Source organism: Candidatus Villigracilis saccharophilus (genome assembly GCF_016711665.1).
On sequence record NZ_JADJSO010000005.1, the window covers coordinates 25941 to 44580 of the forward strand.

The following is an 18640-nucleotide window of genomic DNA, read 5'->3' on the forward strand; positions in this document are numbered from 1 at the left end:
TGTGAAATAATTCACCATTATTATAACCAAGACTGTCTTATTTGTAAAGATTTCAAAGACTTAAATAAAAAGACCGCCCAATGGACGGTCTTTCAAATTAACAGGATTATTCGATATATCCATTTGGATGAGTGGTGTGCCACTCCCAGGCGCTCGAGAGGATTTCCTGCATGTTGGTGTGCATCGGCTTCCAGCCTAATTCGTTGATGATCTTTTGCGGAGAGGCAACCAGCCGCGCAGAATCGCCGGCCCGTCGAGGAGATTCAATCACGGGTATGGCGTGACCGGTGACCTGTCTCGCCGTCTCGATCACCTCCCGCACCGAGAAACCGTTCCCGCTTCCGATGTTATAGATCATCCTGTCCCTGGAATCCAAAGCGCCAAGCGCCAGAATATGCGCGGACACCAGGTCTGCAATATGGATGTAATCGCGGATACAGGTACCGTCGGGGGTGGGATAGTCTGTGCCAAATATGGTCGCGGATTCAGCCTGTCCGAGTGCGATCTGCAGGACGCGCGGAATCAGATGTGATTCGGGCTGGTGCGCCTCCCCGCGGCCAGGCAACGCTCCGCAGGCGTTGAAATAACGCAGGGCGGCGAAATGCAAACCGTGGATCTGACGGTACCATTCAATGGCCTGCTCGGTCATCAACTTGGTATGTCCGTATACATTGGTGGGACCAATGGCAGATTCTTCCGTCAGCGGTTGTTCACTGGATTGATAGACGGCGGCGGTGGACGAAAAAACAAGTTTCTTAATCCCAGCCTGCACAGCGGTTTCAATTAATTGCAAGGAATTCGAAAAATTATTACGAAAGAATTTACCGGGATCCCTCATGCTTTCACCCGCTTCAATAAAAGCGGCGAAGTGCATGATGGCATCAAACTTATTGGATGTGAGCGCTTCCGTCAGCGCGTGGCTGTCTTCGAGACTGCCGTTAATGAAATTCGCGCCAGCCGGCACGGCAGCGCGGTGACCGGTAACGAGCGAGTCATAAACGGTAACGGAATGCCCGGCCTTGATCAATCCCTCAGCAGTGGCGGAACCAATATAGCCCGCACCGCCCGTAACAAAAATATTCATGGTTGCTCCTGTAACAAAATAACTTGGACTTGGTCAACTTAAAAAATTATATCTTATGTATCTGGAAGCTCTTCACGCCATTTTTCCGCATACCAGCGCAGATACTCCTCGGCATGGGCGCCCCAGTAATTTTCAGAATGATCACCGTTGTTTCGATGGAACTCATGCACATAATTATTGACGGTCAGTTGTTGTTCAAAAACAAGCGCGGTCGCCAATTCATTATCCCGATCACCAATATCGATCCAAAGCTGCGGGCGGTCCTGTTCAGGAACCGCTTTAATGAGTCTCCCAAGGTAGGGAGCGATCTCATTTTGTATGGCGGGTGAATGCATACCAAGCGCCCCAAATAATTCGGGGTGAGTGAACCCTAGATCTATTGTCCAGCCCGCGCCGCGCGAAAGTCCGCCAAGGGAGCGGTGATCGCGGTCTGCCAGCGTACGGTAATTTTCATCCACATAAGGAATGACATGATCGATCAGCCGGTCTCCAAACCCCGGCCCAGCCTGAGAATTCCAATACGGATCATCGGGCAGAACGATGATAAACGGGGAGAATTGACCTGACGAAATCAGACGGTCGGCGATCTGCGGCACGCCCAGCCTCACCCACTGCTCCTTGTTATACGTTAATCCATGCAATAAATACAGGACGGGGAAACGCATGTCACCAGAATTTTCATAGCAGGGCGGCAGGTAAATTAAAAATTCCTGCGGCGGATTTGTGACAGAGACCACATCCTTTTCAACAAGCCCCACGTCTCCGCTGCAAACAAACGGAGTTGGCGTAGGAGTAGCCGGGACCGGGCTGGGCGTCAGCGTAACAGGAATGGGACTTGGGGTAAGGGAGACCGCAACCGTTGGGGTATTTGGGGAAATCGTCTGGATCGGAGCGCTTTGCGCTTTAACTCGTGAACATGCTGAAAGCCCAATGAGAAGCACAAGGCAGGTCATCAGGGCATTGGTTTGACGGGTATTCATCCCTCGCATTATACCCGGCCGGTTCAATTCATCGAGATGCGCGCAACTGCATTGGAAACATGAGATCAGCGCAGGTAATCCATATCCCATAATATTGAGTTTATGAACATTCTTAATCATAGATCGTTATTGGTTCGTTGCCTGTTTGGTACTTGTAAGTAATTTTTCTTCCTGAACCTATTTAAAATTGCTTATAATGTTGATCAGACAAGCATAATGCGGCGGATTTTTTTGGAGAAATTTGAATGAGCAAAGACCCCAAACAGAAAAAAGAAAGAAGCCGGGAAATATATACAGCAATCAGGAATTATTGGCGCGATCATAATACGAGCCCCAGCATACGTGAAATTGGGGAATTAGTCGGCATCAGTTCCAGCAGCCATGTAGATTATTGCCTTGTCAAACTTGAAGTGCAAAAGAAGATCATCCGGAAACTGATCGAGCGCAAGGGGAAAAAATCTCATAGAAAGATTTTTCTTCACCCACTAGAACTTGCCAAAAACCCATTACACCCAAAAGAAAAAATAAAAATAAGAACCATCACTGTGAGCGAAGGAATACTTTCCATCCCGAATTATGGAGCTATTGCCGCCGGCTATCAGTTCCATCTTCCTGATGCAAGTTTCATAAAAACAAGTAAACCGGGATTTGATCAGTCGGTTGTGCAAATCCCTGAAAGTTATATTCCGCATGGAGTGAAAGTCAACGATGTTTACGCACTTCACGTTGAAGGTAATTCAATGCGGGATGCCATGTTAACCGATGGCGATATTGTCATTCTTCAGAAAATATCAATCGATAAAGTCAAAAATGACGATATTGTTGCAGCATGGCTTATTGAAAAACAGGAAACTACACTCAAACGTTTCGAATGGGGAAAGCGAACGATAACTCTAAGACCTGAAAACCCAAACTTTGAAACACTCCGCCTCAATTTTGATGAAGTTGAAATCCAAGGAAAATTATTGGCTGTTTTGCGTTTTGTTCAGCCAATCAGGAAATAAATGCTGTATATCCGCTAGTGACAAGCAATATCAAAAACATACTCGGACAATCAATTCACATTCATACACTACCTACGCTTAAAGGCCACGACAAAAATCGTCATCTCACTGTCAATGCAAAGTAGAAATGTCCCCTGTTCTGCAAAGTAGAAATGTCACCCTGACGAAGGGGCATGAGAAAGGGGTGGTAGACTGGTGAAACTCGTGCAGAGGATAGGGCAACGCTGGAAGTCTAATGCACTATTGAAGGGGGGTTAAAATCATTTCGGGTCAAACTGTAAATTGTTTTGGTGGAAAGCTTAATATTGATATTCTGATGGGGGGCTTTTGATGGCGGTAGTAATGGCTTGTTTTGTTTTGGCGCCTGGTGTTTTAGTCGGGTTGGATCCCTTTGTCAAAAGATAGTAAGCAGACTATCCTCACAGCCAACGAACAAGAGCTGGAACAACGAGGAGATAGTTATGCAAACCGACGATCTACAAACCATTTGGAATCAGATGAGTCCCGAACAACGGGCCCGGATCATTGCCATTCTGGTGCAGATGTTCTACATCAATGGATCCGGAAATGGATGCAGCATGAACCGCAGAAAATAAAACAGGAATTCACACACAAGAAAGCGTATGTGTACGTGCGGCAATCCACCATGGCACAGATTCAAGAACACCAGGAAAGCACAAAACGGCAGTATGAGTTGTACCAACGCGCTCTCCAATTGGGATGGACCGATTCACAAATCGAAATCATTGTGCGTCTGGGGCATCGCTGTGTGTCTCGGCGGGTTGGTACCAAAAGTTATAAACAAGTGGTGACTGGAGAAGTGGGGGCATTTTCAGCGTGGAAATATCCTGCCGTAGTGCGGGTCACCGTTGTTGAGTGCGCACTGCAAAACTCTGTTGGTTCGTCGCGTTTATCGGGACCGTTTGTATTAGGACTGAGTACTTCTGTCCAGTAACGAAATTCGATTATGGGCCCGCCGAAATTTCGGGCTCGCGTGGCGCTGTCTGTGCGTCGGGTTGATTCGCTCTGTTGGAATTCATGTGGCGGTCAAGGGCGGTCGGTTGCTTTGACGTTTCGTTGGGGCCGTTTGGTGCGGTGGCGGGTATTTTCGGCGGCTCTTGTTCCCGTCGTAAGGGCGGGCATGGAAACTTTGGGGTCACTTCCGTTCGTGAGCATTGGCCACCACTGTTGCGGGCTTGTCGGTCGTAGCAAGCTACGGTTATTCACTCAGAAAACCACATAGAACGCCCTCTTTTCCCATGGTGGGCTGTTGTGTCTGGATACTTTCAAAGTTCGTCAGAGCGAGCAGACTTTTCTGCAGGCCGCCTGGGCGGGCTCCTGGTGGAATGTGGCGCTGTCGGGTTCAGGGGCTGGTCTGTGTTTTTTGTGTTGCTGGATTCTTGGCGACCGCGGGGGGGTGGGGGGTCGGGCGGGGGCGGGTCACTGAATTGGATCGCGGGCCCGCGGCCGCGGTATAGGGTGGCAGAAATCGCGGTGCGAGGCGGGGGCGGTTTGCAGGAAGCCGGTTCACGGCTTTTGTAAAAATAAGCGCCATCGTTTGCCCAAAACGCGAATCTTTGTTTCGCTATCTACGGATCTCCCAAGATATGGTCTTCCTCGCTCCTGGGGGGCCAAAGATCTGCTAGATTATTTAGCGTGTAACCTTGCGCGTTGTCGGGTCCGTTCTTGCGTTGGTTTCGAATGGTGGAACTACTCGCTGCCATTCCTCTTCTAGGGGTGTGCCCCGCTGTTCTTTTGACGCTTCGGCTTTGCGACGTTCGTGGGATTGCAATATTCTGTCGTGTGGATAAAAACGTCGCGCGGGTCTATTTTCCCGCAAAGCGTTGGTGCTTCGTGGCGCAACAAAATCTCTAAACATAGTGTTCAACCCTAATCTATTTTCCTCGTGGAGAGTTTAATATGTCAGAAGCTTCGGAGAGCGACCTGAGCGCTGACACGAGTGCCATAAGCTGGGCAGAGACCGCAAGGATCTGCCCTTTTTGTTTCTGCCCAGCTTTTTGGCTTGAAAGCGATAAACTCAATCTGCGATCAGGATTAATGTGTGCCATTGGGAAGGATCTCTTGAATGGGATTGCCGTTAAGATGCTTGCCATAGGAACGCCAGGGATGATCAGAGGGCGGAGGCAAAGGGACAAGAAGAACATGGTTGAGGTTTTTTGAATCGACAGCCTCAGCCTGATGAGGGAGCTTTTTGAAGATGGAGTATGGAAGTGATTTGTTTTTATAGAGGATGGTAACAACTCCTTGAGCATTTTCACAGATGGTAACTTGAGCATTGCGCAGGGCATAGCCAGGGCGATCGGACTGGATCTGATAAATGATCTTGTTGAACTGGATAGTCAAGTTCTTGGAAAGCAGCCTGGTATCTTGACGGGTCAAAATGAGATCGAGATTTTCCGTTTTGAGGAGGGGGCGATGGGCATCATGGGTACTACGCGGGGGAACGGCAAAGCGGCGATTGAAATCTTCGCGGAATTCAGGGAGATATTGATTCCCAGCTTCGATGGTGGACAGGTTGCGGAGACGTAATTCCTTCACCAGGCGATCCTGCAAGGTCTGATTGGCCCGTTCCACACGTCCTTTAGCCTGAGGAGAATTGGCGCAAATGATCTGGATATCCAATTCGTGCATGGCTCGTCCAAACTGCGTCATGCCCATGCCCCGGCCTTCGCCAAGGGGCTGTTGAATGTTCACCCGAAAGACCCCATGTTTGTCACTGTAGAAAGCCACTGGTTTTCCATACCGTTCGAAATATTGACGCGATGCTTCGCAGTAGGCAAAGAAGGTTTCAGCATGAACGAACAAGAGTTCCAGCAACTTTCCGGTCGCATCATCGATGAAGACCAACAAGGTGCACCGCTCTCCGCGTGCTTCGAACCACGCATGATCTGACCCATCGATCTGAACCAACTCTCCAAGACAGGCCCGCCGTTCACGCATTTGATGTACTGCACATTTCTTGGCACGTCTGGGTTTCCACAATCCTTCTGCTATCATCAACTTGCGTACACTCTCACGCGAGAGCTGTACTTTATGAATTTCCAACAACTTTTCATGTGCCAGCGTCGGTCCAAAATCGGCATACTTCTTTTTAATTAGGTCTAAGACCTTTTGACTGACACCTGCATCGATCCGATTGTTGCTAGGTTTCCCGCGCCGTTTACTGATCAATCCTTTAGCATCCTGCTTTTGATATTTCTGCCACAGTCGTTTGATCTGCCGGATACTCAGTCCGAGCAGCTTGGCTGCTTCTTTTTGGATCAGTCGTTTGTCTTTCAAGCGTTGCATGACTTCTAGTCTCGAGAGTTCTTTTGTGCTCATGGTTAGTGTTTTGTCCATTTTTGCTCCCTTCAAAAGGGGACATTTTAACTGCACAAAGGGGACTCTACTAGGATCATCCCCAATTTATGTGAAACAAATATCTTTATATTGGGTTAATCCAATATGGACGCAACTACTTTATGTAATAATTTATTGAAAACAGATCTGTTCATAATCATGGGAATTCATCATATTGAAGAAGGACAGATTCAGATCAAACTGGAAAGCCTATCGAATCAAGCCAATTGCCCAATTTGCAAAATGGAAAGTGAGCGGATTCATAGCGCATATACGAGACATCCCTCAGATTTAGCATGGGCAGAGTATCCAGTGCGTCTGGAAATAATAACGAAGAGATATTTTTGCCAGAATACTGACTGCCCGAAAAGAACCTTTGCAGAAAGATTTCCTGATTATTTAGCTTGGTATGCTCGTCAAACTAATCGAGTGATTCAAAAGCAGCAGCGTATTGGAATTAATGTGTGCGCAAAAATAGCAGAAAAACTATTAAGAATGGAACAAATAAGGATTAGCAATACAAGCATAAATCGGCTGATCAGGAATCTTCCCGATCCGGAAGCCTATCCGATTCGAGTCTTGGGAGTGGATGATTGGGCGAAGAGGAAAAGGCTCCGATATGGGACTATCCTTGTAGATCTTGAGCGCGGACAGGTCGTCGACCTCCTGCAAGAAAGAACTGCTGAGCCTTTGGTGAAGTGGTTAGAAAATCACCCAGGGATTGAGATAATCACCCGAGACCGTTCACAAACCTATGCTGGAGCTATAAGTCGTGGAGCTCCAAATGCATGTCAGATAGCGGATCGTTGGCACCTAATAAAAAATACATCAGATGCCCTCGTCAAAATCCTGCAACAGGAACATTCCCTGGTCAAAAAACAACTTGATTCTGAGCCAAAACTTGAAAAAAGAGCTGATATTCAGGTGTCGAATGAAATGCTTGAAGGTAAGTTAACCAAAGCTGAGCAAAATCGAAAGCAGCGTATGGAGATGGTTGTAGATCTGTATCTACAGGGATGGAGTCAAAAGAAAATTGCCAACAAAATCAATATACACCCACGAACGGTGCGTTTCTTTAGGCCCTTACGAAGAGGGTACAACTTGGATTGGTTGTAATCACCCCCCCCGCCATCCACGTTCAATTGATATCGACACTGCAAATAAGGTTTTGAATTGGTTCGGACAAAGCGGGGGTGCAAAATGCCCACGCCCCCCAACCACGCATCAAGCCCATGGCGTCTTTCATTTTGCATGTTTGTGTTCGGCGTTTTTTCTGTGATACACCATCCTGTTATAAATGTACATTTACAGAACGCATGCCTGGAAGCATTGAATCATATGCGCGGCGTACAAACCGCATGTTGAATTCACAACGCGAGGTTGGTTTTGTTGCTGGAGGTGAAGGTGGATCAAATCGTTCAACTGGCGTACCACAGTCCAACACATCTTCGCGATTCCGGAAGCCAACCCCGAAGAAACTGGGGATTGACGATTGGGCATTTGGCGAGGACATTCGTATGGAACATCCTGTCGATCTGGAAACCCACCCCCGTGCTACTGCCGATCGTACTGTGATAAGTCAAGTGGTTGCGGACATCGAAGTCACGGGACCCTCTCCCATTTATAAAGCAATAAATCGCGCCAGTGCTATTAGGTGGCGACCGCTGGCACTTACTTCATAATCTTGTGGAGACAATTGAGCGGACACTAAATCGCAGGTATAAGGACTTACAGGCAGATCAGAAAACAATTGGAAAGGGAACGAACTGAAAAACCCGCAAAGCCTGCCAGTAAGTTCAGAACAGAATATTTGCTGACTGGCTACGAAAAGCAACGTCAACAATGCGTGAAAGGTCAAGGCAATTTGAAGAAATTCATCAATTGAAGCAAGGCTTAGCATACGCGATCAGTTGTTCCTTGCATTGGCAGAGAAAAAGTGAGGAAGAATTTGGCGAATGAGCACCTCAGAATATAAACGAAGACGACAGAAAACTATCTTGACCCCATACTGGGCGCACTTGGAAAAACGCTGGACAAGCGGCTGTCGAAACGGAATGAAGTTATGGAGAGAGATTCAAGGCATGGGATATTCAGGCTCTTATGGGTCAATGGCTCGTCAGGTTGCTTCATTGCGAAAAAGAATGCCTCGGGAGAAGACGCACCCGCCTTCACTAGAACCACCTGTACGCCAGTCAGGAGCGCAAGTTCAGGTTCGTCCTTACTCAGTCAGGCAGACCGCATGGCTCTTTGTGAAAGATCGTGATCAAATCGAAGGGAAAAAATCTCAATATCTGGTGGAACTGCTCGATAGTTCCGAAGATTTCCAACGGCTTTATGGACTCGTGCAAGAATTCTGGAAAATCGTTCGTGAACGAAAACAGGATCAACTTGGTGATTGGTTGATTCGCTCAAAGAATTCAGGAATAATGGAATTGAAGAATTTTGTTCTGGGATTGGAGAAAGATCTGAAAGCCGTTGAGGCCTCCCTGAACTATGAATGGAGTAATGGCCCGGTCGAAGGTCACAACAATCGTTTGAAAATGATTAAAAGGCAAATGTATGGCAGAGCCAATTTTGATTTGCTAAGGCAGCGTTTTAAGGGTGGAATTTTTTTCCAAAAAACATTTTGCCATCCGGCAACTTGGGGCCGCACCGGGGAAGCACGGGGATGGCTTGCGCACGCTTGCGAAGAAGCCGTTGAATGACCATTAATGTCAATTAACATCAATTCTCCTATTCCGAAAAAGAACAGACGGCAAAGGTCTCGTACTGTAGATCCCTTTATCCCTTATTTGCTAAGACGCTGGAACGAAGGATGTCAGAACGGTTCTATATTATTTATAGAGATCCAGAAACAAGGGTTTAGAGGTCAAGCCACAATGGTGCGAAATTTTCTCCACCCCTTTCGAAAGAATTTACTCAACCTTGAAAAAGACGGTAGTCAGTCAGTATCTATCGCCTTCGAAATGCCATCATCACAGACCATTGCATATTGGATTTTGAAGAAGCCTGAAGACCGAAAGGAAGAACATGAAAAAATTATAGAGCAAATAAAATCTGTCCTGCCAAAACTAGATTTGACGATTACTCAGGCGAGAGCATTCGCAGCCATGATTAGGCAACAACATACAGACGAGTTAGATTCTTGGATTAAGGCAGTTGAACAGAGCAGTTATCAAATATGGAAAAACTTTGGGATGGAGCCAAAAAAGGAGGCGGCGGGGGTCTAGGGGGCCCGGAAAAGGGCCACAAGAAGGCCCAAGGTAAGAGTATGAAGTGCCAAAAGAGCCGGAAAGGTTGGACGGGGGGCAGAAGGAGCGGCACCAACGGTATGGGGGGATGAGGGGGTTTACGAAAGTGGGGATGATCCCTCTACTACTTTGCGCTAACAAAAATCGTCATCTCACTTGACGAGAAATGACAATCAGGGCATACTAGGCACTCGTTTCTAGAGCGCTTGGCTGGCCCGAAGAAACAGCGATGATGAGGGTATTTCGGGGCGTGGCGCAGTCCGGCTAGCGCGCTTGCTTTGGGAGCAAGAGGTCGGAGGTTCGAATCCTCTCGCCCCGACACAAAGGCAGGGAGACATGGAAAGAACTTTCCATGTCTCCCTGCCTTTATAATTTAAACCTGTCTGTGCTAAAATTACCCTAGAGGAAATCCGATGAGCAAAAAAATTGATGGTGTCATTGAGGCGGCGCGTTACAAGAATGGACAGATCATAATGGTGCGCGCTTACGAGCGGCGCGGGGCTACTTTTTCAGACCGTGTTCTGGTGGATCGAAAAACATTGCTGGAACGTCTCCAAAAAGGTGAACAATACGTGCTCGGCACGCGTGAAGACCTAAAAGCAAGCACCTTCAAGTTGGGAAAACCTGTGATGATCGTAAAACAAACTGACCGCGAACTGCTCGCCACCCGCGAAAACGCAACCCGTGACGAACTTGGAGAAACACCAACTTTTTAATGGATTTTTATGAAAATCATAGATAAAACCCCGCTGCAAGATGCCCAAGGCCAGATCAGTTTTTTTGCCCGAGTTCAGGGGACATTAAAATACGGGTTCAACTGGCATGCCGAACTGGAAGCCCAAAAAGCTGTCATCGCGCAATTGGAACGCATCCTTGAAAAAGGGTTTGTGGTTATCCGTAACTTCACCCTGCCGAACAGCGAGATCGTCATCCCGCTGATCCTGATCGGTCCCGGCGGTGTTTCAGTGATCTATGTGACGCCCATCAAAGGCTTCTTCGAGGCCAAAGGCGATCAATGGAACACGGTCATAAACGGGCGCGGACTGCCAGCCAGTATAAATTTAATTGACCGCGTCTGGAAATTGACGCGGGCCTTCCAAAAATATCTTGAGATCCAAAAAGTTGACATGTCTGTGCCGGCCGAAGCGGTCTTGATCGCCACCGATCCCGGCGCCCATATTGATTCCTTACGGCCCATGGCACGCGTGGTCATGAGCGATGCCATCAAGCAATTCGGGAGTTCGATCTTACAAGCACGCCCCATCTGGCGAAATGAATATGTTTACGATCTCGCTGACCGTTTGGTTAATCCGCGTCCGATCGACGAAGTCAAACCAGCGACAGCGCTCCCCTCCGCAAGCGAACAACCTGTCTCGCGCGCCAAAGCGATATTCAATGCCGCAGAAACATCCCAACCCTTCAACGCCAGCGAACTTGGTTTCGCGTTTGAAGACGGAGAAGCGCCTCCCACCTCACAACCTGTCGCGCCAAAATTAAAATCATCCCGCCCAACGCCAAAAACGAAAGTTGATGCCAACAAGGGAAAGATCCTTGGCTTGAGCAACCGGCAGCTTATTTTGCTGATCGGCATGTTCCTTGTTGAATGTCTTGTCGTAGTTGGAGCTGGTGTTGTCATTTATCTGACCCAATAACTTGCATTGACCCGTCCTTTTTTATCGATCATCATCCCGGCACATAATGAAGAAACCCGTCTGCCCCGCACGCTGGGGCAGATTTTTGCATACCTAGAATTTCAACCCTACTCCTCCGAAGTCATTATTGTTGAAAATGGTAGTTCAGACCGCACGCTGGAACTGGCACTGGAGTTCACTGCCCAACACCCATCTTTGATAGTTATCCACGAAGAAAAACGCGGAAAAGGCAACGCCATTCAACGCGGTATACTATCGGCGCGCGGCGAATATCATTTTATTTGCGACGCCGACCTTTCCATGCCGATAGAGGAATTGCATAAATTCCTGCCCCCAAGGCTAGAAGGTTTTGATATTGCGATTGGATCGCGGGAGGCGCATGGAGCCATACGTTATCATGAACCTGCCTACCGTCATTGGGGCGGACGCGCCATCAACCTTGCCATTCAAATATTGATCCTGCCCGGATTGAACGACACACAATGCGGTTTCAAATGTTTTCACGCCGACACAACCAGGGACCTTTTTCGACTGCAAACACTGACAGGCTGGTCTTTCGATATAGAACTGTTATATCTTGCGCGCCGAAAAAAACTGCGGATCAAAGAGATCCCGATCCAATGGTATTTTGATCAAGACAGCAAGGTGAATGCGGTCAACGATGCGCTGCGCATGATCAGTGATATTTTCCGCATTCACATCAATGCCCTGCGCGGAAAATATGGACCTACCTCCTGACCTAGTTTACGAAAAAAAACTCTGGCAAGCTTACAAATATATTGCTGGAATGGACGAAGCCGGGCGCGGCGCACTGGCTGGTCCCGTCTGTGTGGGAGCAGTCATCCTGCCGTGCAACGACCCGCGTCTGACTCAAACCCTGAGCGGGGTACGCGACTCCAAACAGTTGAATCCCCGCAAACGCAATCAACTCGCACCGCAGATCAAAGAGACGGCAACGTCATGGGGAATTGGATTTGCATCCGCAGATGAAATTGACACATTGGGAATCGTGCCGGCCACACGCCTCGCCGCAAGCCGCGCAGTGGAAATGCTTCATTATTTTCCCGATTTTTTACTGACAGATTTCCGCCTCGAACTCCCTGAATTGGATGTTCCTCAAGCAGCTCTTGTCAAAGGCGACCAGCATTCCCTCAGCATCGCAGCGGCATCCATCCTCGCAAAGACTGCGCGGGATGACATCATGCGTGAGCTGGATATTGCTCATTTGGAATATGGATTTTCAAAACACAAGGGCTATGGAACATCCATTCATCTAGAAAAGATCCAAGCTCTCGGATACTCCCCCATTCATCGAAAGACATTCAAGATAAAAAAAAGCGGATGTTTATAACATCCGCCTGTCATTTACTTTTTCAATATGCCGCCGCTTAATTTTGTTTCAGGTCTGCCTGAACGCCAAGCATAATATCCCAGTCCAACCCCACCGAGGAGCAGCAATCCTCCAATAATACCGAACAAAGGGGAACTGCCACTTGTAGTTGTAGTGCTTTCAGGTTCCTGATTGCTTGTATCAACAACGATATCCTTTGACTGGATGCCAAAATCCACAAAGGCGCGGTCACCAGCCTTCACATCCAGCACATATTCCAGTTCCATCGTCGGGTTGTAATTATCAGGAGCGGCCATGGAGATGGTATATTTGCCTTCAGGGATGTTTGAAAAACATATTCCCTGATATACCGTAGGGTCGGCGGGAATAACAGTATCCAGTTGGGCGGAATATTCACCATTATTTTCCGTCAAACTGACAGCGCCGCCCGCAACCGCCGGCTCTGTTTCTTCTCGAAGCGCGTTACCGTTTGCATCATTAAAAAGCAAAATGCATACTTCTGTTGTACCAATGAGCGGAGTGGGCGTTGCTGTAAAAGGCGACACCGTCGGCGACACCAAAGCGGTTGGGGTCTCAACAACCGCAATGATCCCGACCAGCAATTCCTGTCCTTCAATCAGCGTGCAATTCTCATCTAATTTTGAATTCAATTGGCGAAGCTGGTCAACAGAAATTCCGTTCAGGAATGCCACACGCGTACAATTATCACCCGCCTGGACAATGTAAATAGTACGGCCATCAGCACCGGGCGTGAGCGTGGGAGGTTGCTGCATCTGGGGCGCAGCGCCCGCCGGAAGCCACAATCCCAGTAAAAATAACCCCGCCAAGATCAACAAAAGAAAGAAACGTTTCGAATTCATCGGCGAAATTATATCAGGATTCAAGGAGCGGCTGATTCGAGCGGATTTCCAAAGTCATAAGAGCATCCGCCAGTTATAATGGCGGAAACATATTACAGTTTTCACGCATCGGAGAGTCCATGCTTCAGTTTGTGCTTCGCCGCATAACTATTTTTCCCATTACATTAGTGATCGCGAACTTTATCGGATTTGCCTTTGCCTTTGCAACCGCACCGATCGTGACAGCCAGCGATCCCTATTCGTTCGGGACGAATAAACTGCCGCCCGTGATGCCTGCCTATTTGGACTATCTGGGCAATATTTTCAAAGGCGATTTTGGTTCAACATTTACGAACGAGCCTGTGCTTGAAGCCATTTCCAGATTTGGCGGAGCCAGTCTTGGTTTGTTGGGAATCGCCATCACGATCAGCGTCATCCTTGGCATCACACTTGGGCGTCTGGCTGTACGCCGCTTCCGCAGCGGAGTCGCTTCGTGGTTGACATTGATATCCACCATCGGACTAGCATTACCGAGTTTCTATATTGCCATTCTTTTGATCGCGTTTTTTATTATCATAACGATCTATGTGACGGCATCCGTAACGCCGCTGATTCCCTTTCAGGGGTTTGGCTGGGACGCGCATTTGATCCTTCCAGTGCTGGCGCTCACCATCCAGCCAACCGTCAAGATTGCGCAAGTGACCGCTGGACTGCTTTCCGAGGAAATGGAAAAACAATACGTGGTCGCGGCAATGAGCTTCGGACATCCCTTCAAAATCATCAAAGAAAAATTTGCCTTCCGCAGCATTCTGGCGACAGTCGTACTGACCATCGCCGCGTCCCTGCGGATCATGATCGCCGAATTGATCATCATCGAAAGATTATTTAACTGGCCCGGCATGGGAAGATTAATTTCAACTTTATTAAGCAGGAATTCGCTTTCAGGCGACCTGCTTGCGCCACCAATGATCGCCGCCGTGTTAACTATCCTCGTCGGAGTATTTCTCCTGATCGATTTTCTGGCAACATTCCTCAGCCGCCTGATCGATCCGCGTTTGCGCGCGGATTCAGAAATGCAATTTCAAGGTGCGCGATCATGATGATACAGCGCAAAAAAATAAATTGGCCTTTACTGATCGGCGCGATTCTGGTTGGTTTCATGCTTTTCCTGGCCGCCTTTGGTCCCTCCTTTGCGCCGCAAAATCCAATGAAGGAGAACTATACCCTTAAAGTGGATGGCAAGATCCGTGTGCCGCCTTACCCTGCCTTTGAAGTACCGGGCTATTACCTTGGAACAGACCGCTATGGGCGCGACCTGTTCAGTCGCATTCTGTGGGCTGTGCGTCCAACCATGATCATGGTTATCTCGGTAGCAGGAGTACGGCTTATTTTGGGGTTAATTCTGGGAATGGTCATTGGCTGGTCAGAGGGACGAAAAAGCCGTTTCCTTGAATCACTGCTTTCGACTGCTTTATCCATCCCAATTTTGATCGCCGCGCTGATCGGCATCTTCATGATCGGTGTGGACCGTGGGCTGTGGGCGTTCATCTTCGGGCTGGGATTAACCGGTTGGGCAGAGACAGCCCGCATGGTCAGCGAACAGACGCGCATGATCAAGACACAAACTTTCGTCGAAGCCGCGCGCGCCCTAGGCGCATCCGACCGCCGCATCCTGTCTTCGCATGTCCTGCGCCAGATCATGTCGTTATTATGGATGCTGCTTGCGTTTGAGATCAGCAGCACCCTGCTGGTTTCTGCGGAACTTGGCTTCCTGGGGTATTACATCGGCGGCGGCATCTGGGTGGAGATTTCCGATTTCAACGCGGTCAATGTTGAAGGCTTGCCTGAACTCGGTCAGATGATCTCATCTTCATTGATCAAAATAACCGACCCATCCACATTGATCATCGTCGGCAGTGTGATCGGAATTGGCGTGCTCGGATTTAATTTACTGGGCGAAGGACTGCGTAGGCGCTTAAGTCAGGAATGGCTGCGCGGCGGTCGTCGTTTTAGATTTTTAACCGAAACCGCGGAAGAATGGCTGGAAGAAAATGTACTGCGCCCGGTTTTGTTCTGGATGGAATCGCACCGCACCGCGCTTGGAATTGCTTCTGTTATCCTGATCATTCTCCTTGGCTCATGGCTGACGTTCAAGTCTCTTTATGTCAAGCCGCTCATCGCTGCTGAGACACCCATTGCAAACAGCGCTCTTAAACATTTATGGGCAGCTGACCGAAGCGACGCCTCCGGCACAATGTGGGTTCCGGTCAGCCTGGACTCTGCTCCACAACTTTTATGGACCGTTCCATTGGCTAACGGCGCCGCAGGCAGACCGTCAGTAAAAGCAGACGGAACGATCATCATTTCATCACGCGATAAAAAATTAATGGCGGTCAAACCAGATGGCACAATTCTGTGGGAAGCCCCGTTAGATGAGATCGCCATCGGTTCGCCAGCATTAGATTCGAATGGCCGCATCATTGTTGCAGATGTAAAGGGCTCAGTCACCGCCTTTGATGAAAACGGGAATCGTTTATGGCGCACACTCGCATCAACCGGGCGTGAAGCCACCTCAGGTCCGATCGTGGATGCGAAAGGCAATATCTATCTTACAGTCGTGGATACCGTCGCGGCCTTATCCCCTGATGGCGTAGTCTTGTGGCGAACCCAGGCCGCGGAAACTTATTTAGAAGAGCCGCCCCGTCTCAGTCCCGATCAAAGCATGATCTTCCTGAAAAACAGCGCGATCGAAGCAAGCACTGGCGCTCTTAAAAAAATTGAACTTGCCCCGCCTCAGGAACTGCTCTTCACCGACCCGTCATTTTTTAGCGGCGCGAATGGCGTGAATTATTACAGACTCGGTCATGAGATCATCGGCTGGCATTTCGAAGGCGCTGAGCTAAAGATCGACTCGCGCCAGACATGGGTTCATGAAGGCACAGTCCTTTTGCTGCCTTATGATCAGGGCGTGACCGCAGGCGGCCTGACCTGGTTCTACTACACCATGTTCGGAGCGGAGACGCGTATGATCTGGCTGGATGCGGAAAGCCGCGTCATCGGCAATTATTCCTTCCGCAACCCCAACCCGAAGGTGATTGCCATTGGAAATAATGGCGAAGCGATTCTATGCGGATCGGTCACAGTGCGTGTGAACTGCATCAACATCCCTCCCGGCGTGGATGATCCGACCTGGGAAATTTCGATAGAATCACCTACACTGCTTCTCGGCGGCGCAATGGTTCCCGATCGCCTTTATCTTTTACTTGAAGATGGGCTGTACGCCCTCGAATCACAGGAGAAACAACCATGAATATTCTGATCAAGAATGGTACGCTCATTACCGCATTTGAAACTTTTCAAGCCGATATTTTGATCGAGGATGAAAAGATCACGCGCATCGGACTTAATCTGGAAGCTGATTTTGCCCAGGTGGTGGATGCTGCGGGCAAGCTGGTCATGCCCGGCGGCGTCGACCCGCACACCCATTTTGACCTGCCCATGTTCGGCACGGTCTCATCCGATGATCATTACACTGGTCACAAAGCCGCCGCATTCGGCGGCACAACCACCGTCATGGATTTTGTTGTGCAGGAGCCGCAAGGTTTCAAACACTCAGTAGATTTGTGGATGCAGAAAGCCGCAAAAGCCGCCATTGATTATTCCTTCCACATGAACCTGACCCATTTCGATGACAATATCGCGAAGGAAATCCCTTCCTTGCGCGAGATGGGGATCACAACGCTAAAAGTATTCACAGCCTATAACGGAAAATTACGACTCGACGATGGCGGGATCTTCAAAGCATTAAGAATAGCAAAAGAGAACGGCATGCTCGTCATGGCGCATTGCGAAAACGGGGATGTGATCGACACCTTGATCTCAGAGGCGTTATCCGCAGGGCACACAACGCCCGAATGGCACGCGTTGACCAGACCAAGCTGGGGCGCAGTTGAATCCACTTTACGAATGGCAGGCATGGCCGCAGAAGTTGATGCGCCGGTGTACATCGTCCACATGAACGCGGGCGGCGAAGTGGATATGCTGAAATATGCCCGCGAGCGCGGAGTCAAAGTCATGGGTGAAACCTGCCCGCAGTATCTATTCTTCACCATAGATCACCTGCGCCGCACCGATGGCTCAAAGTGGATATGCTCACCGCCCATGCGGACAGAAAAAGATAACGCGCGGCTGTGGGTAGGTTTACATGACGGCACAATGCAGACCATTGGCACGGATCATTGCGCGTTCTTCTTCGACGGCACAAAATCGATCACCTATGAAGGCAAACAGATCGCCATCCCCGGTAAGGAATTGGGCAGGGATGATTTCACCAAAATTCCCAACGGATTGCCCGGTGTGGAAGACCGCATGCCGATCATGTGGACTTATGGTGTGCGCGCCGGTCATATTACCGCAAATCAATTCGTGGCATACAACTGTACCAATCCCGCGAAAATATTTGGTTTATATCCGCGCAAGGGTGCACTTACCCCCGGCGCTGATGCGGACATCGTCATATGGGATCCCGAAAAGAAAGTGAATTACGGCGTGGCTAAATCCCATCAGCGCACTGATTACAATTTATATGAAGGCTGGGAATTAACAGGCTATCCCGAAAAAGTTTTCCTGCGCGGAAAGCTCATCGTGGATGGTGAACAATGGCTTGGGAAATCTGGTGATGGTCAATTCTTGAAACGCGGCGAAGGTGAAATTCTTTAGGGTCATGTCAACAAAAAAGCCGATCATCCATTGTGATGCGCTGGTGGTCCATTGCATGGACTACCGTCTGCAAAAATACCTGCAACCGTGGATAACGGTTCGCTTCGGGTACGACAATTTCGATATCATTTCACTGGCGGGTAGTGTGCATGATTATGAAATGGTTCTGAAATACGTGCAGCTTGCAGTGCGTATCCACGGCATCGATACGGTCTGTCTTATCAACCATGAAGATTGTCGCGCCTATGGACGCGAGGGAACTTACAAACGCCACAAACACGATTTGCAAGACTCCCAAAATAAAATCACAGCCTTGTTCTCCGGCTTGAAAGTGGAAACCTTCTATTTGCATCTTGATGGAACATTTGAATCGATTTCGTAACCTAACCATGCCTAAATA

The 18640-nt window shown here is 48.9% G+C and carries 18 protein-coding genes and 1 tRNA gene; 14 read left to right on the forward strand and 5 right to left on the reverse strand.

Translation table 11 applies throughout. The features are described 5' to 3' along the window. Nucleotides 1-106 precede the first annotated feature (106 nt). A complete protein-coding gene (gene galE, locus IPL17_RS02290) occupies nt 107-1084 on the reverse strand; it encodes a UDP-glucose 4-epimerase GalE (protein ID WP_345305458.1) in 978 nt (325 codons plus the stop codon). A 53-nt stretch (nt 1085-1137) separates the two neighbouring features. Further along, nucleotides 1138-2064: an alpha/beta hydrolase-fold protein gene (locus IPL17_RS02295; protein ID WP_345305459.1), complete on the reverse strand. Its 927-nt coding sequence runs from the start codon at nt 2062-2064 to the stop codon at nt 1138-1140. Nucleotides 2065-2309: 245 nt separating this feature from the next. On the opposite strand from IPL17_RS02295, the gene IPL17_RS02300 reads away from it, so the two are divergent. Both IPL17_RS02300 and IPL17_RS02305 read left to right on the forward strand, forming a co-directional pair. Next, on the forward strand, nt 2310-3068 hold the full coding sequence (locus tag IPL17_RS02300) for a S24 family peptidase (RefSeq protein ID WP_345305460.1): 759 nt from the start codon (nt 2310-2312) through the stop codon (nt 3066-3068). 571 nt (nt 3069-3639) lie between these two features. Beyond that, entirely contained in the window at nt 3640-4023 is a 384-nt protein-coding gene (locus IPL17_RS02305) for a hypothetical protein (protein WP_345305461.1), read from the forward strand. Nucleotides 4024-5123: 1100 nt separating this feature from the next. Here IPL17_RS02305 and IPL17_RS02310 read toward each other — a convergent pair. After that, nucleotides 5124-6428, reverse strand: a complete 1305-nt coding sequence (locus IPL17_RS02310) for an ISNCY family transposase (RefSeq protein ID WP_345305462.1) — start codon at nt 6426-6428, stop codon at nt 5124-5126. Nucleotides 6429-6533: 105 nt separating this feature from the next. Here IPL17_RS02310 and IPL17_RS02315 point away from each other — a divergent pair, with 105 nt between their 5' ends. Then, on the forward strand, nt 6534-7544 hold the full coding sequence (locus IPL17_RS02315; RefSeq protein ID WP_345305463.1) for an ISL3 family transposase: 1011 nt from the start codon (nt 6534-6536) through the stop codon (nt 7542-7544). Nucleotides 7545-8049: 505 nt separating this feature from the next. On the opposite strand, the gene IPL17_RS02320 is transcribed toward IPL17_RS02315, so the two are convergent. Then, entirely contained in the window at nt 8050-8328 is a 279-nt protein-coding gene (locus tag IPL17_RS02320) for a hypothetical protein (protein WP_345305464.1), read from the reverse strand. Between the two features lie 55 nt (nt 8329-8383). Between IPL17_RS02320 and IPL17_RS02325 the strand changes: the two genes are divergently transcribed. From IPL17_RS02325 to IPL17_RS02355, 7 genes are all read left to right on the forward strand, one after another. Continuing rightward, nucleotides 8384-9133, forward strand: a complete 750-nt coding sequence (locus IPL17_RS02325; protein WP_345305465.1) for a transposase — start codon at nt 8384-8386, stop codon at nt 9131-9133. A gap of 6 nt (nt 9134-9139) precedes the next feature. Then, on the forward strand, nt 9140-9658 hold the full coding sequence (locus tag IPL17_RS02330) for a hypothetical protein (protein ID WP_345305466.1): 519 nt from the start codon (nt 9140-9142) through the stop codon (nt 9656-9658). A gap of 265 nt (nt 9659-9923) precedes the next feature. Then, nucleotides 9924-9998: transfer RNA gene (locus tag IPL17_RS02335), tRNA-Pro, on the forward strand. Between the two features lie 94 nt (nt 9999-10092). Continuing rightward, complete coding sequence (locus tag IPL17_RS02340) at nt 10093-10395, forward strand: hypothetical protein (protein ID WP_345305467.1); 303 nt, start codon at nt 10093-10095, stop codon at nt 10393-10395. A gap of 9 nt (nt 10396-10404) precedes the next feature. Next, the gene (locus IPL17_RS02345) at nt 10405-11331 is read left to right on the forward strand and encodes an NERD domain-containing protein (RefSeq protein WP_345305468.1); all 927 of its coding nucleotides are present in this window, start codon (nt 10405-10407) and stop codon (nt 11329-11331) included. A 6-nt stretch (nt 11332-11337) separates the two neighbouring features. After that, nucleotides 11338-12069 carry a dolichyl-phosphate beta-glucosyltransferase gene (locus IPL17_RS02350; RefSeq protein ID WP_345305469.1) on the forward strand — a complete coding sequence of 244 codons (732 nt, stop codon included), beginning with the start codon at nt 11338-11340 and terminating at the stop codon, nt 12067-12069. Continuing rightward, nucleotides 12053-12682, forward strand: a complete 630-nt coding sequence (locus tag IPL17_RS02355) for a ribonuclease HII (RefSeq protein WP_345305470.1) — start codon at nt 12053-12055, stop codon at nt 12680-12682. Before IPL17_RS02350 ends, IPL17_RS02355 begins: the two co-directional genes overlap by 17 nt. 14 nt (nt 12683-12696) lie before the next feature. On the opposite strand, the gene IPL17_RS02360 is transcribed toward IPL17_RS02355, so the two are convergent. Continuing rightward, nucleotides 12697-13542: a LysM peptidoglycan-binding domain-containing protein gene (locus IPL17_RS02360; protein WP_345305471.1), complete on the reverse strand. Its 846-nt coding sequence runs from the start codon at nt 13540-13542 to the stop codon at nt 12697-12699. A 119-nt stretch (nt 13543-13661) separates the two neighbouring features. Between IPL17_RS02360 and IPL17_RS02365 the strand changes: the two genes are divergently transcribed. From IPL17_RS02365 to IPL17_RS02380, 4 genes are read left to right on the forward strand one after another with little or no spacing between them, the layout of a single operon-like run. Continuing rightward, nucleotides 13662-14621, forward strand: a complete 960-nt coding sequence (locus IPL17_RS02365) for an ABC transporter permease (RefSeq protein WP_345305472.1) — start codon at nt 13662-13664, stop codon at nt 14619-14621. After that, on the forward strand, nt 14618-16831 hold the full coding sequence (locus IPL17_RS02370) for a PQQ-binding-like beta-propeller repeat protein (protein ID WP_345305473.1): 2214 nt from the start codon (nt 14618-14620) through the stop codon (nt 16829-16831). The genes IPL17_RS02365 and IPL17_RS02370 overlap by 4 nt, the downstream gene beginning before the upstream one ends. Beyond that, nucleotides 16828-18240: a dihydropyrimidinase gene (gene hydA / locus IPL17_RS02375; RefSeq protein ID WP_345305474.1), complete on the forward strand. Its 1413-nt coding sequence runs from the start codon at nt 16828-16830 to the stop codon at nt 18238-18240. Before IPL17_RS02370 ends, hydA begins: the two co-directional genes overlap by 4 nt. Before the next feature lie 4 nt (nt 18241-18244). After that, nucleotides 18245-18622, forward strand: coding sequence for a carbonic anhydrase (locus tag IPL17_RS02380; protein ID WP_345305475.1), 378 nt, complete (start codon nt 18245-18247; stop codon nt 18620-18622). Nucleotides 18623-18640: the final 18 nt, after the last annotated feature.

Coding starts and splice junctions, on each gene's coding strand:
- galE (WP_345305458.1), bottom strand. CDS start 1,084: ATGAATATTTTTGTTACGGGCGGTGCGGGCTATATTGGTTCCGCCACT.
- IPL17_RS02295 (WP_345305459.1), bottom strand. CDS start 2,064: ATGAATACCCGTCAAACCAATGCCCTGATGACCTGCCTTGTGCTTCTC.
- IPL17_RS02300 (WP_345305460.1), top strand. CDS start 2,310: ATGAGCAAAGACCCCAAACAGAAAAAAGAAAGAAGCCGGGAAATATAT.
- IPL17_RS02305 (WP_345305461.1), top strand. CDS start 3,640: ATGCAGCATGAACCGCAGAAAATAAAACAGGAATTCACACACAAGAAA.
- IPL17_RS02310 (WP_345305462.1), bottom strand. CDS start 6,428: ATGGACAAAACACTAACCATGAGCACAAAAGAACTCTCGAGACTAGAA.
- IPL17_RS02315 (WP_345305463.1), top strand. CDS start 6,534: ATGGACGCAACTACTTTATGTAATAATTTATTGAAAACAGATCTGTTC.
- IPL17_RS02320 (WP_345305464.1), bottom strand. CDS start 8,328: ATGCTAAGCCTTGCTTCAATTGATGAATTTCTTCAAATTGCCTTGACC.
- IPL17_RS02325 (WP_345305465.1), top strand. CDS start 8,384: ATGAGCACCTCAGAATATAAACGAAGACGACAGAAAACTATCTTGACC.
- IPL17_RS02330 (WP_345305466.1), top strand. CDS start 9,140: ATGTCAATTAACATCAATTCTCCTATTCCGAAAAAGAACAGACGGCAA.
- IPL17_RS02340 (WP_345305467.1), top strand. CDS start 10,093: ATGAGCAAAAAAATTGATGGTGTCATTGAGGCGGCGCGTTACAAGAAT.
- IPL17_RS02345 (WP_345305468.1), top strand. CDS start 10,405: ATGAAAATCATAGATAAAACCCCGCTGCAAGATGCCCAAGGCCAGATC.
- IPL17_RS02355 (WP_345305470.1), top strand. CDS start 12,053: ATGGACCTACCTCCTGACCTAGTTTACGAAAAAAAACTCTGGCAAGCT.
- IPL17_RS02360 (WP_345305471.1), bottom strand. CDS start 13,542: ATGAATTCGAAACGTTTCTTTCTTTTGTTGATCTTGGCGGGGTTATTT.
- IPL17_RS02365 (WP_345305472.1), top strand. CDS start 13,662: ATGCTTCAGTTTGTGCTTCGCCGCATAACTATTTTTCCCATTACATTA.
- IPL17_RS02370 (WP_345305473.1), top strand. CDS start 14,618: ATGATGATACAGCGCAAAAAAATAAATTGGCCTTTACTGATCGGCGCG.
- hydA (WP_345305474.1), top strand. CDS start 16,828: ATGAATATTCTGATCAAGAATGGTACGCTCATTACCGCATTTGAAACT.
- IPL17_RS02380 (WP_345305475.1), top strand. CDS start 18,245: ATGTCAACAAAAAAGCCGATCATCCATTGTGATGCGCTGGTGGTCCAT.